The organism is Bradyrhizobium sp. CCBAU 45384 (genome assembly GCF_028128665.1).
GTDB lineage: Bacteria > Pseudomonadota > Alphaproteobacteria > Rhizobiales > Xanthobacteraceae > Bradyrhizobium > Bradyrhizobium manausense.
Window position 1 is genome coordinate 1 of record NZ_LBIZ01000112.1, and the last position, 21,307, is coordinate 21,307.

20 protein-coding genes and 2 pseudogenes are annotated in these 21,307 nt (G+C 59.6%); 11 read left to right on the forward strand and 11 right to left on the reverse strand.

The window, feature by feature from the left end:
• Positions 1-365 precede the first annotated feature (365 nt).
• The 3 genes and pseudogenes from XH80_RS23395 to XH80_RS23405 form a co-directional block, all read right to left on the reverse strand.
• A pseudogene (locus tag XH80_RS23395) lies at positions 366-1,336 on the reverse strand (IS110 family transposase).
• A gap of 18 nt (positions 1,337-1,354) precedes the next feature.
• On the reverse strand, positions 1,355-1,918 hold the full coding sequence (locus XH80_RS23400) for an ImmA/IrrE family metallo-endopeptidase (RefSeq protein WP_271600588.1): 564 nt from the start codon (positions 1,916-1,918) through the stop codon (positions 1,355-1,357).
• Positions 1,919-1,924: 6 nt separating this feature from the next.
• The gene (locus XH80_RS23405) at positions 1,925-2,281 is read right to left on the reverse strand and encodes a transcriptional regulator (RefSeq protein ID WP_128921257.1); all 357 of its coding nucleotides are present in this window, start codon (positions 2,279-2,281) and stop codon (positions 1,925-1,927) included.
• A gap of 156 nt (positions 2,282-2,437) precedes the next feature.
• Between XH80_RS23405 and XH80_RS23410 the strand changes: the two genes are divergently transcribed.
• Genes XH80_RS23410 through XH80_RS23425 form a run of 4 tightly spaced genes read left to right on the forward strand, consistent with a single transcriptional unit; the run spans position 2,438 to position 5,440 of the window.
• The gene (locus tag XH80_RS23410) at positions 2,438-2,866 is read left to right on the forward strand and encodes a hypothetical protein (RefSeq protein WP_271600589.1); all 429 of its coding nucleotides are present in this window, start codon (positions 2,438-2,440) and stop codon (positions 2,864-2,866) included.
• Positions 2,866-3,372, forward strand: a complete 507-nt coding sequence (locus tag XH80_RS23415; protein ID WP_128921255.1) for a hypothetical protein — start codon at positions 2,866-2,868, stop codon at positions 3,370-3,372. Before XH80_RS23410 ends, XH80_RS23415 begins: the two co-directional genes overlap by 1 nt.
• Before the next feature lie 2 nt (positions 3,373-3,374).
• Positions 3,375-3,914 (forward strand): Mov34/MPN/PAD-1 family protein, encoded by a 540-nt coding sequence (locus tag XH80_RS23420; protein WP_271600590.1) that lies wholly within the window; start codon positions 3,375-3,377, stop codon positions 3,912-3,914.
• Positions 3,905-5,440, forward strand: a complete 1,536-nt coding sequence (locus XH80_RS23425) for a ThiF family adenylyltransferase (RefSeq protein ID WP_271600591.1) — start codon at positions 3,905-3,907, stop codon at positions 5,438-5,440. The genes XH80_RS23420 and XH80_RS23425 overlap by 10 nt, the downstream gene beginning before the upstream one ends.
• A 49-nt stretch (positions 5,441-5,489) precedes the next feature.
• Here XH80_RS23425 and XH80_RS23430 read toward each other — a convergent pair whose 3' ends face one another.
• The 3 genes from XH80_RS23430 to XH80_RS23440 all read right to left on the reverse strand — a co-directional run bounded on the left by XH80_RS23430 (position 5,490) and on the right by XH80_RS23440 (position 9,539).
• Entirely contained in the window at positions 5,490-5,936 is a 447-nt protein-coding gene (locus XH80_RS23430) for a hypothetical protein (protein WP_271600592.1), read from the reverse strand.
• Between the two features lie 78 nt (positions 5,937-6,014).
• On the reverse strand, positions 6,015-7,049 hold the full coding sequence (locus XH80_RS23435) for an LOG family protein (protein WP_271600593.1): 1,035 nt from the start codon (positions 7,047-7,049) through the stop codon (positions 6,015-6,017).
• A gap of 114 nt (positions 7,050-7,163) precedes the next feature.
• Complete coding sequence (locus tag XH80_RS23440; protein ID WP_271600594.1) at positions 7,164-9,539, reverse strand: hypothetical protein; 2,376 nt, start codon at positions 9,537-9,539, stop codon at positions 7,164-7,166.
• Positions 9,540-10,009: 470 nt separating this feature from the next.
• Here XH80_RS23440 and XH80_RS23445 point away from each other — a divergent pair, with 470 nt between their 5' ends.
• The 4 genes from XH80_RS23445 (at position 10,010) to XH80_RS23460 (ending at position 12,570) form a co-directional block, all read left to right on the forward strand.
• A complete protein-coding gene (locus tag XH80_RS23445) occupies positions 10,010-10,873 on the forward strand; it encodes a S1/P1 nuclease (protein WP_271600595.1) in 864 nt (287 codons plus the stop codon).
• Positions 10,874-10,881: 8 nt separating this feature from the next.
• The gene (locus XH80_RS23450) at positions 10,882-11,661 is read left to right on the forward strand and encodes a hypothetical protein (RefSeq protein ID WP_271600596.1); all 780 of its coding nucleotides are present in this window, start codon (positions 10,882-10,884) and stop codon (positions 11,659-11,661) included.
• A 367-nt stretch (positions 11,662-12,028) separates the two neighbouring features.
• Positions 12,029-12,415: an SGNH/GDSL hydrolase family protein gene (locus tag XH80_RS23455; protein WP_271600597.1), complete on the forward strand. Its 387-nt coding sequence runs from the start codon at positions 12,029-12,031 to the stop codon at positions 12,413-12,415.
• On the forward strand, positions 12,391-12,570 hold the full coding sequence (locus XH80_RS23460; protein ID WP_271600598.1) for a hypothetical protein: 180 nt from the start codon (positions 12,391-12,393) through the stop codon (positions 12,568-12,570). The genes XH80_RS23455 and XH80_RS23460 overlap by 25 nt, the downstream gene beginning before the upstream one ends.
• Positions 12,571-12,804: 234 nt before the next feature.
• On the opposite strand, the gene XH80_RS23465 is transcribed toward XH80_RS23460, so the two are convergent.
• The 3 genes from XH80_RS23465 to XH80_RS23475 all read right to left on the reverse strand — a co-directional run bounded on the left by XH80_RS23465 (position 12,805) and on the right by XH80_RS23475 (position 17,446).
• Positions 12,805-15,456, reverse strand: a complete 2,652-nt coding sequence (locus tag XH80_RS23465; RefSeq protein WP_271600599.1) for a caspase family protein — start codon at positions 15,454-15,456, stop codon at positions 12,805-12,807.
• A 15-nt stretch (positions 15,457-15,471) separates the two neighbouring features.
• Positions 15,472-15,870 (reverse strand): hypothetical protein, encoded by a 399-nt coding sequence (locus XH80_RS23470; RefSeq protein WP_271600600.1) that lies wholly within the window; start codon positions 15,868-15,870, stop codon positions 15,472-15,474.
• Positions 15,871-16,396: 526 nt separating this feature from the next.
• Positions 16,397-17,446 (reverse strand): hypothetical protein, encoded by a 1,050-nt coding sequence (locus tag XH80_RS23475; RefSeq protein ID WP_271600601.1) that lies wholly within the window; start codon positions 17,444-17,446, stop codon positions 16,397-16,399.
• A 775-nt stretch (positions 17,447-18,221) separates the two neighbouring features.
• Here XH80_RS23475 and XH80_RS23480 point away from each other — a divergent pair.
• Positions 18,222-18,353: a hypothetical protein gene (locus XH80_RS23480; protein WP_271600602.1), complete on the forward strand. Its 132-nt coding sequence runs from the start codon at positions 18,222-18,224 to the stop codon at positions 18,351-18,353.
• Between the two features lie 177 nt (positions 18,354-18,530).
• Here XH80_RS23480 and XH80_RS23485 read toward each other — a convergent pair.
• A pseudogene (locus XH80_RS23485) lies at positions 18,531-18,754 on the reverse strand (zincin-like metallopeptidase domain-containing protein); the annotation flags it as partial.
• 26 nt (positions 18,755-18,780) lie between these two features.
• Between XH80_RS23485 and XH80_RS23490 the strand changes: the two are divergent.
• Positions 18,781-19,872 carry a ThiF family adenylyltransferase gene (locus XH80_RS23490; protein ID WP_271600603.1) on the forward strand — a complete coding sequence of 364 codons (1,092 nt, stop codon included), beginning with the start codon at positions 18,781-18,783 and terminating at the stop codon, positions 19,870-19,872.
• Positions 19,860-20,360, forward strand: a complete 501-nt coding sequence (locus XH80_RS44080; RefSeq protein WP_442869169.1) for a Mov34/MPN/PAD-1 family protein — start codon at positions 19,860-19,862, stop codon at positions 20,358-20,360. Before XH80_RS23490 ends, XH80_RS44080 begins: the two co-directional genes overlap by 13 nt.
• On the opposite strand, the gene XH80_RS23495 is transcribed toward XH80_RS44080, so the two are convergent.
• Complete coding sequence (locus XH80_RS23495) at positions 20,326-21,282, reverse strand: hypothetical protein (protein WP_271600604.1); 957 nt, start codon at positions 21,280-21,282, stop codon at positions 20,326-20,328. The genes XH80_RS44080 and XH80_RS23495 overlap by 35 nt on opposite strands.
• Between the last annotated feature and the right edge of the window lie 25 nt (positions 21,283-21,307).

Below are 21,307 nucleotides of genomic sequence, written 5' to 3' on the forward strand. Positions count from 1 at the left end.
AACTTCGAAGACATACTTCGCCAGATCTAGACCTATCCGAACGACCTGCATGATATCCTCCTTCACTGCACTTGACGCTCGAGCTTCCACCGCGGCAAGGGCCGACTTGCAAGGATTGGCTCTGGCAGCATGCTCGGCTCGCCTGCGCTCATATGTCCGGCCTGTTTTTGGGTCTTGCGATCACCGGCCAAGATGGGCTTCGCGGACAGTGAGATCCAAACAGAGCGGCATTTTCTGCCGGTAAACCGAGCGGAGCATTCCACTGACCGGCTTGCGCCGAACTTACCACCTCTTCCTGTCCTGCAAGTTCCGCCCCCAGCGTCAGACCTGCCGGTCTGGCGCCAAGCTCTGCTTTTCGTTCAAGTCTATGTCGACATCTGCGCGACGTTGCTTGCGGGCCGATACCGCTCGCCGCTGACCATCAGTTTCCAGGCAATCCGCGCCAGCTTGTTTGCCAACGCTATGGCCACCAGCTTCGGCGGCTTGCGTGCGATGATGTCGTTCAGCCAGGGCCAGGAGCGAGTTTCCCGTCGGCGCATATCTGCGATCACAGCCGTCGCGCCGGCCACCAAAACGGTTCGCAACATGCCGTCGCCGGCGCGTGTAATCACGCCGAGCCTGTTCTTTCCGGCCCTCGAGTGATTCTTTGGTGTCAGGCCGAGCCAGGCGGCGAAGTTTCTTGCCGACTTGAACCCGCGTGCGTCCACGACCTTGGTCGAAAGCAGCGTCGCACCGACGCCCGGGATTGCCGCCAGCCGTCGGCTCATCTCGTTACTCCGGTGGAGTTGCATGAGCTTCTTGTCGAGCCTGGCGATCTGTTCGTCGGCGCGCGCCAGTTCTGCTGCCGGAGCATCCACCAGCTCCTTCGTCAATTCGGGGATTGTTGCGTCGGCCTGAATGTCGATCAGCAATTGTTGAAGCCGCGAAAGCCCCTTGGGCGCGGTAAAGCCGAATTCCGCGGCGTAGCCGCGGATTGAGTTGGCGAGTTGGGTCCGCCTGCCGATGAACTGGTTGCGCACACGCGCCAACATTTGTCGCCCTGTTGCTCAGGACTTTTGATAGGTACAAAGTTCTTGCGCAGTTTCGGCCGGCTTGCCGCCTCGCAAATCGCTTCCGCGTCCGCAGCGTCGGATTTCCCGCGCTGCACATAGGGTTTGACATATTGCAGTGGGATCATCGCCACTTCATGCCCGAGCGATTGCAGCTCCCGCCCCCAATAGTGCGATGCCCCGCAGGCCTCCAGAGCCACAAGCGCAGGCGGCAAACGCCTGAAGAACTCCAAAACCTGCCCGCGCCTCAATTTACGCCGCAAAACCGGCTGCTCGGTGCCATCAATGCTTAAACAGCGCCGGGATCAACGGTCAGACACCCGCCGCATTTGGATGTCTACGCCGGTCATGCGCAAGCGGTATTCGCAAAGCGCTTTGCTTACGCCATATTGGATGCCGATCTCGGCGGCGCTCTTGCCACGTGAGCGCAAGCGAAAGATGCCATCGCGTGGAAGCAGGAACGAGCCTGCATACCAATCGGCTTCCTGCTCCTGCTCGTCCGAGAAGTCGCTCAGGAGCATGAGACCCGATGGCGAAACTTCAACGCGCGCGGGCACGTGCTTGAGCTCGATATGCGCCAGTTCATGCATGAGATCGTAGCGCCGCCGGGTATCGGCATGGGCCGGATTGACGACGACGCCGAACACGCCATCCTCCTGGATCGTCATGGCGGACCAGCCATCCTGATCGGTAACCGTCAGTTGCCGCACCGCATTGGCGGGGAGGCCCAAAACTTCGAAATCGAGGATGATAATGCCTAGATGCTTGGCATAAGCCCAAGGATCGAACGGCACGTTCACCGACAGGCCGAGCAGTTGCCGGGCCGCAGCCGCTGACCTTTCCGCCTGTGCTTTGAAGCCGCGCCGCACAGGAGTTTACCGCCCGACCAGATCCTCGCGGGCGCGTAGCGCGCGCTGGGCTGCCAGGATCAATTCACCTAGCGCCTTCGCGGTCTCCATTTGAACGGTTTTCTTTTTCTTGAAATGCACGACAGCCCTGCGTTGCCCGGCGACGTCGTGGACCTCATTCGTCTCCATACCGAGGAACTCGCGCGGATCGCGTTCAATCCATTTGCACAGGGCCGCGAAGGTCTTGAGATCGGGCATGTGGCCGTTTTCGACCCGGGACAAGGTGGCGGGGCTGACGGCGGCTTCCGCGGCGGCCGCGCGAATGCCGCGGCCTCCCCGCTTGGCGGCGACAAGCCTCCCAAACTCCTCGATCGTCAGTGACATCCAAGCTCCCTTGCGCAGAACCAAGCCCGCCTTGACGGCGGGGCGAACAAGGCGTTACTGTTTCATTAGTGAGACAGATCGTATCATGACCGATGCGCCTTATCTCTGCAACGGCGGTCTGTTGATCAATGTGCCACCAAACGACGAGGATTCGCAATGTCCGACGGAATGCACGGTAAAGACGGCTCCAAATCACTCGAACAGATTATCGAGAAGCTGGAACATGCGGAAACGCGCTTGGCCAAGCCTCGTCTCGAAGAGGCCGAGGCCGAGCGTGAGATCCAGGAAGCGCTGGACGAGCTGAAAGCCTTTGAACACCATGTGGTTGAGGTTCACGTCGTTCATGTGAACGAGGTGGAGAAGACGTCGTTCAAGGCACATATTGAAGCGACCCTCCAGGCGGTCTGGGACAAGGCTTACCGCAAGCTCGAGATCCCGCATCAGCCGAAGGACGTGTTCCAGACCGGCGGCGAGCACCCCAAATCCTTGATGAGCCATTTGTCCCTTTCGCTGAAGGAAGCGAAGGACACGGGAATCATCGAGAATTACCACTTCGGCATTGCGTCCGAGACCGGCGGCGCCTGATGCCCGCGGCAACCCCGCCCACCATCGATGTCCTCGCCGGTGCTGCCGCGCTCGACGAGGATATTCCACGCGTCCTTTCCCTGCTCGGGGCCGAAAGCCTCGAGCAGCTCGGCTGGTCGCGCGTGGACAAGCTGACGCTGTTGGTGCCGATGTGGGGTGAGAGCGGCACGACGCGTGACGACTACGTGCTTCGGCTTGGATTTCAGGCTTATCGGCGCTGGCCGCCGAGCGCCCTGTTCGTCAACCCGGGCACCCTCGCCTACCAGTATCCGGACGACCAGCGGTTCGTCCCGCGTTTGACGAGCAACGAGTGCCACACGCACACAGCCTATGAGAAGCCGGGTGGTGGCCGCATGCAGCTTGTGTGCTGCTCGGCCGTACTCGAATTCTACGAGGTTTTGCATGAGGTCGCGGACGATCATGTCTGGCGCCCGACCGATACCTTCTACAAGACCATTATGGCGATCCGGAAGGCCTTTGGTTCGGCCTATGGCGGGAGATCATGACAATGGATGCCGAAGACAACCTCCGTCGCCCGCCGCCGAAACGGCCCTACGCGCCTGTTGATCAGGTCCTGAAGGTTCCGGCTCAGGCGCTGGAGGCAACGCTATCACTGCTGCAACGTGCCGGAGATCGCGAGAGTGGCCTCTTCTGGTATGGCGCTCGCGATGCAGCCGGGAACGGAATTGTGCGCCACGTGGCGGCTCCCCGTCAGACGATGAGCTGGGGAAACTTTCATATTGCGCCCGAAGCGCTGGCAGAGATCGTGCATCGCTTGCCTCAGGGCTGCAAGCCACTTGCCCAGGTCCACAGCCATCCCGGCATGCGGGTCGAACATTCGAACTACGATGATCGCATGATGAGCAGCCGGCGTTCGCTCTCGCTGGTGTTTCCCTCTTATGGCGCGTCGCGCGGGGTTTTTCCCGAGGGTATCGGCGTCCATGAATGGCAGATCGATTATTGGCATCTGCTCGGCGATACCGAAGCCCGCCGGAGGGTCGTTGTGACCGATGGATCCGCCACAATGGAGGATCTGCGATGGCTGTAGCCGCAGGCATATCGGACCGGCATCTGCGCGAAGCCGAAGGGCTGTCGGATAAGCCCCTGCATCTCGCGCAGCGCGTCAGGATCACGATGAATGCCGCATGGGCTTCATCGCGGGCGGGACAACTGCTCGCGTCCTGCCTTGTCAATCTGCTGGCGCGTCAGGTGGACCTCGTCAGCGAAATCGAGCTTTTGCTTCCGACGGTTCCGACCATCATCAGGTTACCGAATGGCGACATTGCGGATGGCCCTCTGGACCAGTCGCTTGTTCGGATAGCCGCATGGGCCGTTGACGGCCGTGTCAAGGTATATGCCTCGCAGGCACCCACGATCGATGCCGACATCACCATCGCGATCGGGGATGAAGTGAGCGTCGGCAAGGGCATCACGCTCTTCGCCGCAGGCAATGGGTGGAAGGCTTGGGTTGGCGCCCCCGAGCGTGCACCGAGAGGCATTGTCCCCAGCAAGTCGAACCCGCTCGGACCGTTCCTTGCAGCAGCCCTAGCCGCCGGCGAGGTCTTTAAACGCGGCCGGGGGCTCGTACGGGGCCGTTTTCTTACGGCGAACGGCTATTCCTTATGGACTGGCGCGCAGTCCGACCGCTGGGACGAATTGGGGGACGGGCCTGATGTAAGCGGCGGACAGCTGAAGCCGTTTCACATCGTGGGCGCCGGAGCCGTCGGCAACGGCCTTGCCTACATCCTCGCCTATGCCGAGCTTGCTGACGCTTATGCAGCGGTCATTGATGACGATACGTATGACGCGACAAGTTTGAACCGGTGCCTGCTTGCCGGTCATAAGGATGTAGGGGACCCGAAGGTCGACGCAATCGAGGCATCGCTTATCAAACATGGCGTCGGCGCTTACGGGTTCGACGGCACGATCAGCCGCTATCTCACCGCCGCCCGAACAGGCCTTCGATCCGACCTTGCGCAGCAGGCGAGCAACCTGTCCTTCGATCTTGCGGTGTCGTGCGTCGATCGCGGGGTCTCGCGGCAAGACATTCAGGGGCTCGCACCATCGTCGCTCTTTGGCGGCAGCACGTTGCGGCTCGGCGCGCGGTCTGATTTCTATCCGGATCGCCCGGGGGCCGCCTGCCTCTCATGCTTCAACCCTCCGGAGCAGGACGGCGAAAAGCTGCGGGCCCTGGAAAAGAAACTACGACAGCTCAGCGAAGAGCAGCGATCCGCGTTTCTTCGTGAACAGGGTATCGACCCGGCAGTTGTCGAGGCCTATCTGGCCAGTCCGAAATGCGGAACACTCGGCGAAGCCGCGCTGCGCGACCTGACCACGCGATCGGTTGGTGAATTCTCGGTCGGGTTCGTGTCGCTGGGCGCCGCGATCTTGCTTGCGTCGAAACTCTTTCGTCAGGTGCTACTTAGCTCGCCCCCGGCCGGCGGCGATGTTACCGCCCTGAACTTTCTGAATGGCGGCCTTCAGAGTTCATTTCTCGGCGCGGACGAGCATTGTCATTGGGGTTGCCAGGAACGGCGGCGCAAGATTGGAATATCATGCGACGTTTGCGCGTAGCGCAGTGGCGCGCCGAGTGCTCGACGGCGCTAGCCCGTACCGAGCGCGGTCAGAAGGGCTCGATCACCTGTTTTACTGACGGAGCCCCGTTTGCGAACGTTATGTCGAGGATCAGATTGAAGACTTTACGGTCCCACGCCTCAGGATAGCTGCCATCGGGGAGCCCCAGCCCATAGGCCATATTCGGAATGTTGCCGTGATGCCAGCAGACGACGGTGAGCACCTGTTCATAGCGGTTGTTCTTCAGCAGATGATGGGCCAGCGCTCCATAATCCTGATCGGCAAAGGACGTATCCAGCGCGACCTTGATGTCTGCCGACAGCGGCTCGAGTGTTTCAATGGGCCTGCGGCTGTGTTTGGATTCGGCGGTGGCGAACAGATAGGACGGCTTGTCAAATTCTTGCGGAATATAAGTGACAAGCCGGTGAGCCCGCTGTTGGCCGGCTTGAGACAGGTGTGGATCCTCCGGATCTCCTGTTTTCTCAGCATGGCGCATGATGAGTATCCGGCCCGATTGCATCGGCACTTCCCTCGTTCGAAGTTCAAGAATGGCGCGAGGCCCCTGCTCCGCGCATCAACCTCGGTTCATATGCAACGTGCTTATTTTCAATGGCTCGGCAGCGAGCGCGTAGCTGAGATTGTTCTGGGCTTTTTCAGCGTGCTCCCGCAAGGCGGCGATGATGGCGGCATGATCGGTCGTAAAAAGCAGCTTCTGGATCAGGGAGGCATCGACAGCATCCTTGGGCTTTGCAGGTGAGGTCAGGCCGTAGGTAAGAATGTGCCGGATCATGGGTTCAACCAGAATGCCGGGCTTGTTGGCTCCGGTCGGGCCCATCTCGGCGTCAGTGCGCCAGAAATCATCACCATCGAAGAAAATCATTGGCGTGAGCTCGTCGAGCTTTTTGACGTAGTAGTTGCGTTCAACGTCCTGAAAGATCTCGCGCATGGTGCCGCCGCCGCGGCCATAGATGATGCCCGCGCGGGAATTGTTGATCAGAGCCTCTTCGCGCAGGCTGTTCTGGAAATACTTCGCGTAGTGCGTGGCAAAGGGCATCGTGGGGTCGGCGCCGTAGAGCCAGGTCGGTATCGCAAGGCTGACGGGAAGAATAGCTGGGGCCTTTGCCCGTGCCTCGAGCGCAACCTTGAGCCATTCGCGCGCCTGGGCGATAGCGTCCAGTTTGTCTTTCTTGATCGTCCAGTCATTCTCAAAGAGCTCGTCGAGCGACGGCGCGGTCGGGACCGCACTGACAACGCCGATCGCCTCGTCCAGCGGTCCGGTGTCCTTGGAAGACGAGAAGGCCACGCCGAGATGTGTGGCCTCCATCACGCCGGGGCCCCCGCCGGTGACCAGCAGGAATTGCTCGCGTGCAAGATCGCGGGCGAGGTACGCAATCGCCTTGTAAGCGGCATGGTTCCGCGGAAGACTGTGGCCTCCCATGATGCCAACGAGCGGACGCTGGACGGTCTTCAGGAAAATGCGCAGTGCATCGGCGATTGCGGCGTCATGCTCGGCCTGTGCGGCGCGGACCGCGAGCGAGGCTGGTAGCGGCCCTCCATTGGCGACGAACTCTCGGTAGATCGCAAAATCCTGCGAGAGCGTATAGCCCATGGTGTCCCATGGATTGAAGCCGCCAAGCAGATCGTCGGACGTGTAGAGCTGGTGCGGTATCACTGTCATAGCGAGAATCCTTGGATCGCGGGCGACGTCTCGACTTGACGATGTCTAGGGCGGCGGCTCGAACTTGCCGCTCTTGGCCATTTGATCGAGGCTAAGGCTGGGCACGAACGTGCGGTCGTTGCGGTAAACCGGCTGCAGCTCCTCCTCGGTGTATTCACGGATTTTGTTCTTGGCGATACCGGCGCTGCCGCCCTGCACCCAGGCCGAGGTCCAGAGCGCGGCAAGGACTTGAACGCTGTCCGCCAGGGACACGATCGTCGCCTCGCGGATTTTCTTGTTGTTCCAGAGCGCGGCGGCGCGTTTCGTCGGGCCTTGACTCGGGTCGTCGGCATTGATGATGTCCATCGGCTCGAGACGGTCTTGCGCGTCGGACATCAATTTGATGACCGCCGTCGCCGCATCATGGCCTGTCTTGCCGACGTTAAGGGGGCGCCGGCCTTTAAGCGCGTTATCGATCCCGGCTAGCGCCGTCGCCGTATCCACCTCGAGCATATTCTCTTCATAGATCCCGTGGATCTTGGCTGGCGCCGTTTCCTTGAACGCCTGGAACTCTGGATCATCGCGCGGCACGGGATATTCGCGGCCATTGACCTCACGCATCGGCGGCACGCCGTGATGCAAATAAGAGCAATGCAGCGGCTGCGACGCGTCGCCCACATAGTGAGCCATGACGCCGGCGGCCGCGACGAAACGCAGGACATCTTTCGCCTTGAGGTAGGCGACCATGGCGTCCCAGATTTGCCAGACACGGAACGGCAATACGCCGACTTCTGGACCGACGCCTGCATTGGCAAAGCCTTCGAAGTAGGCCTTCCAGACGCTGGCGGCAATGTCATCCGAGTTCTTGGCACAGCGCTCGAGCATCGAGGGGCCGCCGTTGATGTCCTCGATATCAATGTCGGCGAAATGCTGGATGGATTCGTAGGTGCGCCAGCTATGGACCCAGGCATAGTCGGGCACGTCGGCCAGCGGCACAAAACCTTCGCGGCCGACCTTGAAGGCCTTACCCTGCGCGATGGTGTCGTCCGGGAAGCCGATGCGCGCCTGGTTGAGCTGCATGAGCTCCTTGAGATCGCCAGAGACCTTGTCGCATGCCTTCCAGCCGATCGAGAAATGGCCGACCTTGCCCCAATATTCGTCGTGGCCGAGGCTCCAGTTGCGTACGACTTCCGTGTCGAGCGAACGGCAAATGCTGGAGAGAAACGATCCTAGCGCGTAGGCGCTTTTTTTGCCGTCGGGCGTGCGAACCCGCTGGCCACCCCATTGCATGGCGAGCGGCCGCAAACGCCGGGCGTGAGCGCCCTCCTCCGGGACGTCCGGGGTAGTGCCGAGATCTTCGTTTCCGTCCGCAGGGCGAGGTTTCGCCGGCGGATCGTAGAACCAGAGCGTGCCGGAGTCCCCCGGCCGGGTCAGCGGATGCTCGATCCTGGGGTCTTTCTTCTGGGCCTTATCATCGTCGCGGCGCGGACCGATCAGCATGTCCGTCACATGCTCCTGCCCCCCAACCACCTCGTAACGGAAGAAGAGCGCCCTCACCTCGCCCTCGATGACGCCGCTGACACCGCCGAATGCACGCACGGGGCAGCCGATCATATCGAGCGTGATCGAGTGCTCGGTCGCATCATAAATTTCGCCTATCTCGCCGATACCGAAGGCCTGCGAGGTCCAGTCATTGATGTTGTCGATTTTGACCAAGCCCGCATCGAGCGTCAGAAGCGCGCTTTGCTGGCCCCAGAGCGGGAACATGGATGCCATGGGCTGGCGATCGACGGCGATGTTTGATGTGATGCCGACGGGCTCATAGGCGCCGCGGATATAGGCCTTGACGCTTTCCCCGTCGCCGCCGGCGACATGGCGGTTGGTCAGCGCGTAGTACGAACCGCCCTTGCGCGTGAGGCAGGCGAAGGTGCCGAGCGATTGCTCTCCCTGATGCTCGCGTAGGCAAGCATAGCCGCCCCCGAGCAGATGGCTGGCATGGAAAGGTCCCTCGCTTGGCGCCGGCAGCTCCTCGTCGGGTGGTGCTGCGATCACGCAAGTGGGAACGACGCGTCCGTCCGGCAGGTAGAGTGTGCTGGGGACAAGATCGCTAGCAAGTTTGTGGGGCTGCTCCCACTGGCGCACGAAGACGAGGACTGCCGGCCATGACCAGGGACGGATGACGGAATTCGCCAGGGTGCGCGGCGCCGTGATGCGGTGCACATCTTTCGGCCGTGGCCGGTCGGGTGGATTATGGGCATACCAATCGTCCTGATGGATGCAGTATCGCCCGATCGCGGTGGCAATGACGTTGTCCAACTGCGAGAGATAGACATGATAAGCCTCGCGCGCGTCGAGCAGATCCTTGATGGAGAGCGACGTGTAGTCGCGTCGCGGAGGAAAAATGCTTTTGGTGCCGGCTGGACGGCGGGTCTGCATGGGCATTACCCCCTTCGGGGGGCGTGATGTCTTGGCCATGGAAGGTTCGCTCCCTGGAAAAATGCGGCGGCGATGAAAGGCAGGTCGAGCGAGCGGATCGCTCGCGGTGAAGACAATATGAATTTGATTCTGTGACGTTTTTTCTTCAGGATGATCACAGCCGGACGGCGGCAACGATCCGCAACAAGTGATTGCTCTTAAAAGCCTGTTCTTCCCCTAGAAAGTCTCCGCAAGCAGTCTACAACTGGAAATTGACGGACGGCAAGCGGTCAGCACTTATTTTCCGCAGCTGCGGGCGATGGGTTGGATGTAGCCCGCTCCGCGCTGCACGTATTGCGTGAACCTCAATTTGGTGCATGATAGCGTTTTACGTATCCGCTTAACCCCCGACTCTCTAGCCCGTGTGGCATTCACAGGCGTCTGCGGATCGGCAACGATTGCTGCCCACCGGTGTTATTCAGAGCTGAAAATTGACAATGTCTAATCGGATGCGTCCGGCCGCGAAGCGCCGCCAGCCTTTTTTGATCCTGCTTGTCACGCTTATCACAATTATTGCCCTCCCCATCGCGAAGGCCCGCGCATGGGGTCAGGAGGGGCATTCGATCATCGCCGAGCTTGCCGAACGGCGTCTCGATCAGGACACCCTGCGAAAGGTCAAAACGCTGCTCGGCGGCGTCTCCATGGCCTCGGTTGCCAGTTGGGCCGATGACTATCGCGCCAGTCATCCCGAAAGCGGGGGCTGGCATTTTGTCGATATTCCATTCGATCAAACGGCCTACGATCCGATGCGGGATTGCAAGCCTGAAAAGGGCGATTGCGTCATCCATGCCATCGCACGCTTCCGTGCCGACGTCACCGACTGCTCGAAGTCGCTCGCCGAGCGCGGCGATGCCCTGAAGTTCCTGATCCATTTTATAGGCGACGTGCATCAGCCCCTGCACGCCGAAACGCGCTTTGCCGCTGACGGGACCGACGACCAAGGCGGCAACAAGGTGATCGTCACTTTCTTTGATCAACCCAACATGAAGCTCCATGCGCTGTGGGATACGGGCCTCATCATGCACACCGTCTATAATTGGGGGGCTTATGTCACGCGCCTTCAGACCGGCTGGCTCAATGGGCGCGATGTGAGCTCTCTTGACGGCGGCACGCCGATCGACTGGGCCGTTGAAAGCCACAGGTATGTGGCCCTGGCCTATGATATCCCGGCCAATGGCGTGATTAGCCAAGCGTACTATGACAAGGCCCTTCCTGTCGTAGACCGGCAACTTGCTGTCGCTGCAATACGACTGGTGCGGTTGCTGAAAGAGACATTGCATAACGCCGACTCCTGCCCCTGAGAGCGACCATGATCAGAGTGTTTGGCGTGACTGCCGCGCTTCTCCTGGGCAGCATCGGTGGTGCGCAGGCCGACAAGGCGACGGAATGCACCCGCGCCGGCTTCTGCTATTGCATCAACACAGATCTACGCGGCGCCATCCAGCAGAACATTACCGACATCCGGGCCACGATCGCGGCGCAGCGCGCCGCCGGAAAGGCTGTCGGTTATCTCAGCATCCCGATCTCATCGGTGGCGGGCAGCGTTTTCGGTGAGAACATCAAGGTCGCAGCAGAGGTCAAGGAGCGCGTCGAAGAGCGCCTCGGCGTCCACGCCGCGTGGCTGCTCAATACGGGCGCGAAGGAGTTCTCGCTGCCGGCGCCCGCCAGTGGCGCCGACTACATGCTCATGTGGACCAACGTGCTTGAAGGGCTGGATGGTCTTGGTGATTTCGATTTTGTTTATTTCGTCGGCCCATCGGAGTTTGCGCGGCATTTCAGCCTCACCGGCAAGGCCGATCTGGAAAAGCTCGAGGCTTACTACGACGCAACGGCCAAGACCGACGCCGATCTCAAGAAGATCGACCGCCGTGCATTTCGCGACTATTACGGGCTCCGCGCTTCGGTCGCATTCAGCCTCGGCGCCCACAATGAGTGGGATATCATAAAGACCATTAATCAGAAACGCATTGCCGATACCAGGTTCGGCATTCCTAAGCAGATCGGTGTGTTCTTTGACGGTGCAGCAGTCGCGCCCGGCGGTCTGGAGAGTCCTGTTTCGGCCGGTTCTGCGGGCGCCTGTCGGGACTAAGGCATGCGCGCGCTTGATCTTTACGTCGGAAGGAAGCTGGCAGGACTACTCTACCCCGGTCAATATTTGGGTCACATGATCCTTGGTGTCGGTATTGCAGCCAAGCCACTTTTCGCACCCGCGCCCGCCGCGCATTGAAGGTTCAGTCCAATCGTCGGCGCGGCATTTTTGGTTGGGCTCGCGAACACGTCAGGAGCAATCGTCCATGGGAAACCCTCTCTCCTCAATACCCGTCGTCCCGCCGCCATTCGCCCACGACTTAACCCATTTTTCGCAGGCGCTGCGGGCAGGGTAAAGCAAAGGTCGTCGCCATCGGCTCATCAACGACCGCCGGCGAAGGCAATATCGTGCCCTATCCAGACCAGTTTTGCCGCTCCTGCGCGCACAGTATCCAACCGCTGCCATCGGTCTCGTTAATGAAGGTGTCAGCGGACAAGAAGCGCCGGTGGAATTGCTACGTTTCGATTCAGACGTCATCAGTCATCATCCAGATTTGGTGATTTGGCAGATCGGAACGAATGCGGTCTGGCAGGATCCAGGCCAGGTGCCGCGTCCGCCGACCTTTTTTGAAACGACAAAAGCCATCCAGGACGGGCTCGGTCGGCTGCGCAACGAGACCGAGGCCGACGTCATTCTCATGGACCTTCAATATGTCCCGGCCCTCCTGACGCCGGCCAAAAAGAATAAGGCGATCGCAATGGTGAGTTGGCCCGTGATGGGGGCGTCAACGTGTTTCGCCGCTTTGCCTTCATGAAGGCCCTCCGCGAGATCGAGGGCGCTTCGTTCGACAATATGGTCGATTCGACCGATGACAGCCGACTGCATGACAGCGATTGGGTAACACAACGCCTTGCATGGGCATTGAAGCTCGCGATTGCAGGAGCGTCGATATCGCTTGAGCCGTACTGAGAGTATTTGTTGTTGGCGGATATCCGTCAGAGACACGATCGCGCGACGCGTTGACAGTCGTTACAGCGGTAGCGTAGGGTACGCTTGCCAAGAGGCGCTGGGTTTCGGACAGGATTGATTCCTGCCGCGGGCGGTCCCCCGAGCACGCATCTCATCACCCCGTAGCCGGTCGCTTGCCAGCGATCCAGCGAAGTGCCTTCGGAAGCCTCCTCATATTGAGCGGCTTCATTGAATTTATGGCGCTGCGACCATCTTTATACGCTCTTGATCCAAAGCCTGCTCGAAGCCAAGCCAGATACCATCACTATCAAGCTCCGAGTGCTCCATCCACCCGGCGCGCCAGGCCAGTGCGAAATCTGGCATGGATGCCAGCTCCTTTTTTAGGACATTGATTTGCCTGAGCTTGATTTCAGAGCGAACGAGCGTCACGTCGGCGTGACGTGAGCGTTTGCGCGCCTCTGTCACAACCTCGGCCGCATCTGGTCGCACGACGACGTAGTCAGCAGCAAGATTGCGGACGGGCGGATCGCTAGCATTCAGAAGTCCGACTGCGTCATCAAAACTGCCGATCAGGGAATTGATAATCGTCCGGGCAATTCCAGTTTGGGTGGCGGCAAAGTTGACCAGCGCTTTCTTGTCAGTCGGAGCGATAACGATCGAGGCAAGTGCGGCGAGAAAAGCGCTGTTGATATTTCCAGCAAGAACCAGTCTGGTGAATTCGGCGCTAGCGCGCTGGGGATCGCTGCTCGCCAACCATCGCACCAGTTCGCGGTCCAGATCGGGTCTTTCTGGCAATCGATATTCGAGCGCATCCGCGCCCGACACTCCAAGATAGCGGAGTCGCCGCACTGCATAGATGCGGACATCCGCATTGACAGTCGCCTTGAGCACCGCCCGCAGCACGTTTTCACGTTCGACGCTGCCACTTTCGAGGATTGGAGCCATAACGTTCAACGCGTTTGCACCCAACTCTGAATTTAGCTTCTCCCTGACGATGACACGCTCTTGCGGCCCATCGTGCAGGACAATTGATAGCGCATCGGGCGACACACGTCCTTCGAGAGAAGCACCTTTACAATCACGAGCCGTCGCGACCGCGGCATCAAGCAAGGACTCGGCCGCGAGATTCCATTGAGGATCGAGCAGCCACTTGCCGCAAGCGGCCTTCCCTATATGTCGCCAGTACGTGGCGAGGCGAGCGATCAATTGCGGCCGCTGGCGTATGCCCGATCCCTCGTTTGTCAGCATACCGCCAAGCGTCTGCTGAAGTTCGGCCGCGGCATCAGGATCCGTCAGCCGCAGGGTAAAGATAGCATCCCGGGCGTAGCGTAACGGCGCGAGGAGTGCCCTCTCACTGGACAAGCGGCAACCTTTCGTCTTGACGATGGCTTGGAGCGCCTGGGGAAATGACAGAACCGCCAGAGAATCGGCAAGGATGCCGTCCAGCCAGGTTTGAACTTCAGGGGTGCATTTCCCGTCCCATTTCGCAATAAGGTTTAGCTGAGCACCGCGATTGGCGCTCGCGGGCGATGCCATATACGCCGTGATCGCCAGCCCCGGATCAACAGATTTCAGCGCAAGAACCGGTGCAATTGAGCCTTCTGGATTCAGGCGGCGGACCCATGTCTCCAGTTGAGATTTCTGGTCGGCACTTACGACGTAAGGCAGCAGCGTTAGATCGCCATCCGTTAGAAGGTGTGGATCATTGCCAGCTATCATCAGATCAGACCGTGCCGCGGCGAGATTATTTTGCCAGATCTCAATGCGAGCGCGCGGAGCCGGATTAAGCACCTCAATCAGCGCCGTCTCGGATGATTTTTCGCGGTCAAAAACCAAGGGCTGGCCGACCTTGAGCGCGGCTGAAGAAAGAAGGCCGTCCGGTCCCTCCATGTAAGTCCATTCGTCTTTTGGCAGACCAAATCCGGATAGGCCGGGATATCCATGCACCAGCGTAATATTGTCCCCACGAACCTCGAGATACTGATGTGAGTCGAGGAAAGCCCAGTATCCAATCAGGACAAGCGCCACAACGGAGATGATACTGGCTGCCGTAGTCAGCAGCCGTCGCCTCACGACATCCGGGGTGAGACGCGTCGTCTTGACCCGTACCTGGGCCAGCGTGAGTTCACGATTCAGGAAGAGCAAGGGATCGCCAGCATGGCTCCCGGCAAATACTGGCGTTTGCCTGGTGCCTGCTGGAAGTTCGCGCGCAGCGTCGGCCACGACGCCCGCGTAAAGGTACTCAAAGAGATCGTTAAAGAAGATCATTCCCGACGTATCGAGCCGATCTTCGCCCCGAAGCAGCCGTAGCAGACGGCGCGTAAATAGCGAGCCCTTGTCAGCGAGCTCCCAGGAGGACTCGCCCGCCCTGGATGCACTTATCAAGAGCCGAAAATCGTGCCCAGCCAACCCAAAGAAGAAGTCCGGCGCGGTTTCGGCAAACCCAGCACCACCGCAGCAGTCGAGAACAACGAGGACGCCGCGCGCTTTTGTGTCAGCGAGAGTCCTGACAATATCCTCGCGGGTTATTCCGCGTCGACCATCCTGTTCTCGCGAGCCCGTCCTGAGGATGAAGCTTTCCTCATCCGACTGACCGTGGCCGGCAAAGTAGAAGATCAAGAGATCATCCGCGCCAGCCTGAGCAGCCATCGATGCGAGTGCTGCGACAATGACATCGCGCGACGCATCGGCGTCGGAGACCAGATGCACCTGGGACGATGGAATTGCCCATGTCTGCGGCGCAATGAGCGCCTCAGACAGCTTTCTTGCCTCGCTCGCGCAGGCGGGCAGATCGGGTAGGCCACTCGCCTGGTAATCGGTAACGCCGACCAGCACCGCAAAGGTATTTTGGGAGAATCGGCGAGCGTTGTTGGCGAGACCGGCCATGAACGCTCCACGATGCTACAGCCAGTGGCGGAAGAAGGTCTTTTCCGGCTCGGGAAGGGCATCGGCTGTTGCAATGGTTCCGCCCCGGGCGGTGACCTGCCGACGCGCCGCGCCTCTCGTAACAGCCGCCCCCCCGGCAGAAAGACCCGCAGCCGATGCAAAGACGAAGAAGCCATTCACAACTGCGATGAAGTAGGTGGCGAACGGGCGATCGAACACGATACCGCCGGTGGTCGGATCAATGACGGCGAGCAGGATACAGAATAAGAGCGCCAGGACTAGCCCCAAGGGGGCCGTGTGCCGGATCGACGGAAACACCCTGCAGATGCCGTTTGTGACAGCGGTCGTCGCGGTCGTCGTGCCGGCAAACGTTGCAAGACTTTGCCATGTAAAGAAATCGTTCTGAACAGCCATATCAATTCCCCCGGTAGTACGATGCACGCTAGCTGCAGAGGCTGCAAGCACACAGGAATGAAAAACTCTGCACGATCGTGGTTCGAAGTACCTCGTTGACACGCGCAACCTTCGCTCACTCGGCGAAGACCTGAAGATTGAGGAGGCGTGGAGGCCCCTCGGTTTGTCCCGCTGCCTCTTAGTCAGGCGAGTGGACGACTATTAAGTGGGCAGCAAAGCAGGTGAGAAGGCGCCACAGCGACGAAGTCACGCGCCCTCGTGGACCAATGACAGCCGCGGTCCGGGATCTAATGAGCCGAGATTTTCCCAGTAACTTCGACGGAAACGTGAGTATTCTGAAATTGTTGAGGCAATCGTTCAGAGGTTCGGGCGTCTAGGACAAAGACTTTTAGCTCGTAGGCGCCTGACTTGGTCTTCCCAAGTCCTATTCCAACAATCCCAGGTAAGCTCGCAAATTTCCGTTCGAACTCTGACTGGATGCCGGCCATTTCTTTCAGCGTGTGCCTGCGAGACATCATGATTTCCCTCACGCTACCGCAATCGAGCAGTTCAATGCGGACAACACCGGACCTATTGGATTTGCAAAACTGAAGCCAAGTCCATGGGACCCGCCGACCTGCGAACTCGCGAAGCATAGCCCGACAGGATTTAAGGCTTCGTTCATGACCAGCGCACCCGAGTCGCCTCCCCTTGAGAAAGCGCCCTCAGCCCCCTCGATAGCGATCTGGCCATCGAATCTGGCAAGCTGCTGGCTTCGCTGCGGCATCATTGGGACGTATAGATGGTTCACATTGACTGCAACCACTCGACCACGGGTCAATCCCGTCGTCCGCCCAACCTTCATAACTGATTCGTCGCCGAATAGTTCCTCTGGTTGCGCTTTACATAGCCCGATTGCCGAGTTGCCCTCATAAACTGAAGCATCGACGTTCATGCCGGGCAGCAACGAGGCGACCGCAGCGTCAACAAAGTTTCGCGAGTTGGCCGCGAAGTTGATTCGTTCAAACGAATGAAGCGTCGCGACGCGGTGTGTTGGATCCTTGCCACCGTCACTTTTGCCCGGCTGTACGATGGCATCTCCGGGAGCCGCCTGATTGACGTTCGCCAGAACGTGATTGCACGAGAGAATGCCGGACTGCCCATTGTCGAGCGTGACACGAGCACCAAGCGTACCGGCCGTCACGACCCTGTGCCCAACAGAACACCCCATCCGCAATGGCCGCGTCATCGAATACTGCCACGAGGTCTTTCGAATTCTGCCGATATAGACGATACGAACTTCACCTGCGGCCATTCGCCTGATTTTATCGGTAATAGGCCCGCTCAACTGTTTCTTGTCCTGACAATACACGACGAGCTCGAATTCGCGGTTCGCTCCATGACGCGCGGGCTGCGATGACGGACCAATACCAATCGAGAAAAGCATCGCAGGACCCGCAATGGTCTCGCCACGCTCGGCAGCTTCGATAGCTTGCGGGTTCGCAAAGAACACGCCCGCCTTGTCCTCGATCTTCGTATAGCCGAACGCGCGGTCAAAAACATCCTGCTGCGCCTGAAGCGCGGCTTCAAATTTCATAGTTTAAAATCCCCCTGTCTGGTCACATGTTATGTGACAAGCAGGCCGCCAGCAAGTGCAACAGCAGCAAGCTGCAACTTGCCGCTACAAGACAGCTGAGAGTCAAGTCCGCCGGCGCCTCATGCCCCCGCGCTACCGTCGAACCGGCACCGGCAGCATCCGAGGCCACGCTTGATCGGCACGGCGAATTCATGCCGAATGCTCGCCACTTCGGTCGGAATGGAGTACGGGCCAAACTAAAGCTCTTCCCAGCATACCACAAGCAGGGAGTGAGGGATTTTATTGTTGCAATCTGAGATAAAATCGGATTTGCTGGCTCAGCATAGTTAAGAGAACGCATTTAGCCAGAGCTCACTTGACGTCAGATGGCCGTTTGCCTGATCTTTACAACAACATGCGCCCAGCGATTGATCGCTGTCTACCAGCAGTCATAAGAACGGTCGTCAACGACTTCGCTCCTTCGGGCATAGATGCGCTGCAGCAAATCAACCCGGAGCGACCGATGAGACAGATCCGCTTGCGAGGATTGGACATCGCTGCGACAGACCGCTAAATGACGGGCGGCGCGCCTGAAGCTTTAGGCCGCTTCCCGCCTGAATGCAAAGTAGGGCTGGCCACTTGACCAAACCTCCTGAAAACTGCAGATCGCCGACGCATCGCGCAAGAATAGCCATCTGGGCGCGACGCCTTGTCCTGCCCTTTCCATGACTGATCGAACGCTGTCATCCAGCGCGGTAAAGTCTACGATCACTCTGTGACTCGAAAGGAATTGAGAATGGCCAAAAAGCACTATCCGCGTGGACTCGACAACCGTATGCGGGACAAGGACGGAGAGATCCGCAAGAAACGCGCTGATACTCTTGTTCGGACTCTGCGTGACGAATACGGCGAAGGGTTATCGGAGTGACACCAAGCTAGGCACGGTGCTTGAACAAGAGGGCCTTGATAGCCTGGATCAACTGCTGAAGAAGGGAAGGTGAGGCTCTCTCGAGCCCGCGGAGCATATCGGCGTACAGATTGGCAAAATAATTGCGATAAGTGACACAAGTTCCAGTGGCTTTGACGGTCGTTGCCGCACTTAAGGAGCCGTCCGATGCCAGTTGATGGGCTCGAAATACGCTTGCGGCGGGGTACCTGCAGATAGTCTTCTGTCGGCACGTAGAAGGCGCAGTTGCCGCCAATGCGGAAGTCGATCCCGGTCGCCTTGATCAGGTATTCAACCATCGGCTCGATGAGGCCCAGCGGCGCAGGTGGCGCCGTCGTTGCGATCTCCGAAGGCAAGTCATCGCACTGATCGGTGTTGACGACTACCCCCGTTCCTCCGAGGGGACAAAGTGCGTGAGCTGGTTATTCCTTGGGAGCGTCTTGATACGGCGCCGTTTCCTGACAATGAAGACACTTTGCGAAGCCTCATGGGCAGCGCTGTCGCTTCGTCTTCTCCGGTTTTTCGTTTGTCGCCTCTATCCACGCACCACTTTCGCTTCAATGCTTTCCTGTATCCCTCTGAACTCGAGTGGAAACGACGGGGCGACGGCTGGCTATTCGCTCTGTCTCTCGGCACCAAAAAGGGCTTTCAAGGTCGCAAACCCATCACGGGTGGCGCCGTCAGGACCTTGCGGGCCGGACTTTCCGATTTGGGTTCAAGAGCACCGCAGGCCTCTGCGCTGCGCAACAAGAAGGTTTGTGTCATCGGCACCGGTGCGATCGGCGCTCCCGTAGCCATCGACCTGGCTCGCAACGGGATCAAGGAGCTCCGACTGCTGGATGCCGATATCGTCGAACCTGGGAATTCCGTGCGCTGGCCATTAGGGGCGAGTGCTTGGGGGCGGTCAAAGGTGGAGGCTTTGGACGCCTTCATCAGGAGCGAGTTTCCTTACTGCAATGTCCACATCATCAAGCATCAACTGGGCAGCCAGTCACAAAAATATCCATTCAGGGATGAACGTGCCCTGGGCGACGCAGTCGAAGGGGCTGACCTGCTTATCGATGCTACGGCTGCGTATTGGAATATGGCGCTTCTTCACGATTTCACTGCGCAGCGCGGCCTTCCCCTGATGGCGATGCATGCATCTCCTTCGGTCACAGGTGGTGTCGTGGTGCTTTACGGTTCGGAAGGAGGTTGTCCGGCTTGTCTTCTGCGTGCGTGGGATGACGGCTCAATTGCCAAGCCACCAGGCATCGGTGATGAGAGCGGTCTTGTGCAGCCGCCAGGCTGCTCGGAGCGAACGTTTACAGGGCTGTCTTACGACCTGCGGGAAATCTCGTTACATGCGATGCGAGTCGCTTCGGCCTTCTTAGCCACAGGCAGCATCAAGAGCTCGACGACCGTTCACACGCTGGCATTCGGTGAGCAAGCCGGCGTGAAATTACCGTCCTGGGGCGTCAAGACCTTGAACCGACATGCTAACTGCACATGCAATGCGTAACCGCGTGGATCTCGTCACGATCGCTGGACACATTGCGCGGTGAGGCGGACCGCTCGTACCCTAGAGAGACCGGCGGGGTATTGATCGGGTACTGGGGGGGCGACAACGACGTTGTGATCACAACATGGAAGGGACCGGGCCCCGCAGCCGTCCACAGGCGCTATTCATACGAGCACGATCATGAATGGGAAGCGGCTCAGATCGCAATTGAATATGAACGATCCGAACGTTTGCAAGTCTACGTCGGTGATTGGCACACCCGCCCCGACGCCCTGTCTGGCCATCTTAGCGGCACCGACAAACGCTCACTGCGACGCGTCCTTCGCTCAAGCCAGAGTCGGTTGTCCCGGGCTCTGATGGTTGTGCTCTTCGGAAGCCCGCAGGACTGGCGGCTGGATGTTTGGATCGCTGAGTTCGGGGTGCCGTCCTCTTGGTATCGGCCCTGCAGCTTGTCTATCGAGCGGGCCAGGCTCCAGTTGTATGATTGAGCTTCAAAGCTCCTCTTGGTGCGCTTCCATTGAACTGCTCAGTCGGGCGAGCAATGAAATGGCCTCGGGAAACGCCGCGAGCAAGGTGGCAGCCGCTGACATGAAGAGGGCTGGCATCCTGGATATCTGCCATGCGCGACACCCGGTCGAAATCGATCTGCCGAGCCATAAAAGTGCGGCTGTGCGAGTGGGGATCGAAACATCCGACTGCGGCGAATGAAATAGCATCTTGTTCATCTTCGACGCGGATTTTACGCAGCGAAAGCTCGAGAGCGGCCGCTGGCGCGCTTCGAGTCGCCCGCTCCCAGAGGCGGCGCGCACGGCCGCGGAGGAACGCATTCGCCGCTTCTTCGGCCGCAACCGTTCCTCGCTCCAGCAAGGTCAACAGAGGCATCACAATCGGACGCGGATCGGTATCTTGAAAGGTTAGCTGGTCGAGGCCTCGCGCCCATTCTGCGGGCGAGGTCAGCGAAGCGTTGCGCGGCACGCGCAGCCAGTCGCGAGGCAAGGCATCGAGCGCCGTTCCCTGGCCTGCTGCCAAGGCAAACAGACGCCGCACGCGGGCCTGGCTTAAACCGTGAAGCAGCACATCCGCGAGCGCTGCGCAACGCTGTCCATCAGGGGTGCCAAGACACGGCCTACCGTGCGGAAAACTCACCGGCAGTTCGGTTTCATCCGCCAGCGCCACGATGTACTCGTCCCATTCATCGGTGGTGGCGCCGCAGATCGCGATGCCGCTGGGCCTGGCTTGTCCTGAGGCGATCAAGGCGCGCGCCCAGCGGAAAGCCTCGAGCACCTCGTGCCGCGGATCGGTGCAGGTGACCTGCACCGGCGGTGCCGCCACGGCGGACGCCGTTCTGACCTCACCTCGAAACCAGGCCGTGTCGGCGCCGGGCGGCGCGGTCCAGACAACCGGCGCCAAACGCAGAGATCATGGATCATCGGAC

What these genes read in the sequence shown, in the direction of transcription:
- XH80_RS23405 (WP_128921257.1), bottom strand. Translation starts at nt 2,281, where the DNA reads ATGTCACTGACGATCGAGGAGTTTGGGAGGCTTGTCGCCGCCAAGCGG.
- XH80_RS23410 (WP_271600589.1), top strand. Translation starts at nt 2,438, where the DNA reads ATGTCCGACGGAATGCACGGTAAAGACGGCTCCAAATCACTCGAACAG.
- XH80_RS23415 (WP_128921255.1), top strand. Translation starts at nt 2,866, where the DNA reads ATGCCCGCGGCAACCCCGCCCACCATCGATGTCCTCGCCGGTGCTGCC.
- XH80_RS23420 (WP_271600590.1), top strand. Translation starts at nt 3,375, where the DNA reads ATGGATGCCGAAGACAACCTCCGTCGCCCGCCGCCGAAACGGCCCTAC.
- XH80_RS23425 (WP_271600591.1), top strand. Translation starts at nt 3,905, where the DNA reads ATGGCTGTAGCCGCAGGCATATCGGACCGGCATCTGCGCGAAGCCGAA.
- XH80_RS23430 (WP_271600592.1), bottom strand. Translation starts at nt 5,936, where the DNA reads ATGCGCCATGCTGAGAAAACAGGAGATCCGGAGGATCCACACCTGTCT.
- XH80_RS23435 (WP_271600593.1), bottom strand. Translation starts at nt 7,049, where the DNA reads ATGGGCTATACGCTCTCGCAGGATTTTGCGATCTACCGAGAGTTCGTC.
- XH80_RS23440 (WP_271600594.1), bottom strand. Translation starts at nt 9,539, where the DNA reads ATGCCCATGCAGACCCGCCGTCCAGCCGGCACCAAAAGCATTTTTCCT.
- XH80_RS23445 (WP_271600595.1), top strand. Translation starts at nt 10,010, where the DNA reads ATGTCTAATCGGATGCGTCCGGCCGCGAAGCGCCGCCAGCCTTTTTTG.
- XH80_RS23450 (WP_271600596.1), top strand. Translation starts at nt 10,882, where the DNA reads ATGATCAGAGTGTTTGGCGTGACTGCCGCGCTTCTCCTGGGCAGCATC.
- XH80_RS23465 (WP_271600599.1), bottom strand. Translation starts at nt 15,456, where the DNA reads ATGGCCGGTCTCGCCAACAACGCTCGCCGATTCTCCCAAAATACCTTT.
- XH80_RS23470 (WP_271600600.1), bottom strand. Translation starts at nt 15,870, where the DNA reads ATGGCTGTTCAGAACGATTTCTTTACATGGCAAAGTCTTGCAACGTTT.
- XH80_RS23475 (WP_271600601.1), bottom strand. Translation starts at nt 17,446, where the DNA reads ATGAAATTTGAAGCCGCGCTTCAGGCGCAGCAGGATGTTTTTGACCGC.
- XH80_RS23480 (WP_271600602.1), top strand. Translation starts at nt 18,222, where the DNA reads ATGGCCAAAAAGCACTATCCGCGTGGACTCGACAACCGTATGCGGGAC.
- XH80_RS44080 (WP_442869169.1), top strand. Translation starts at nt 19,860, where the DNA reads ATGCAATGCGTAACCGCGTGGATCTCGTCACGATCGCTGGACACATTG.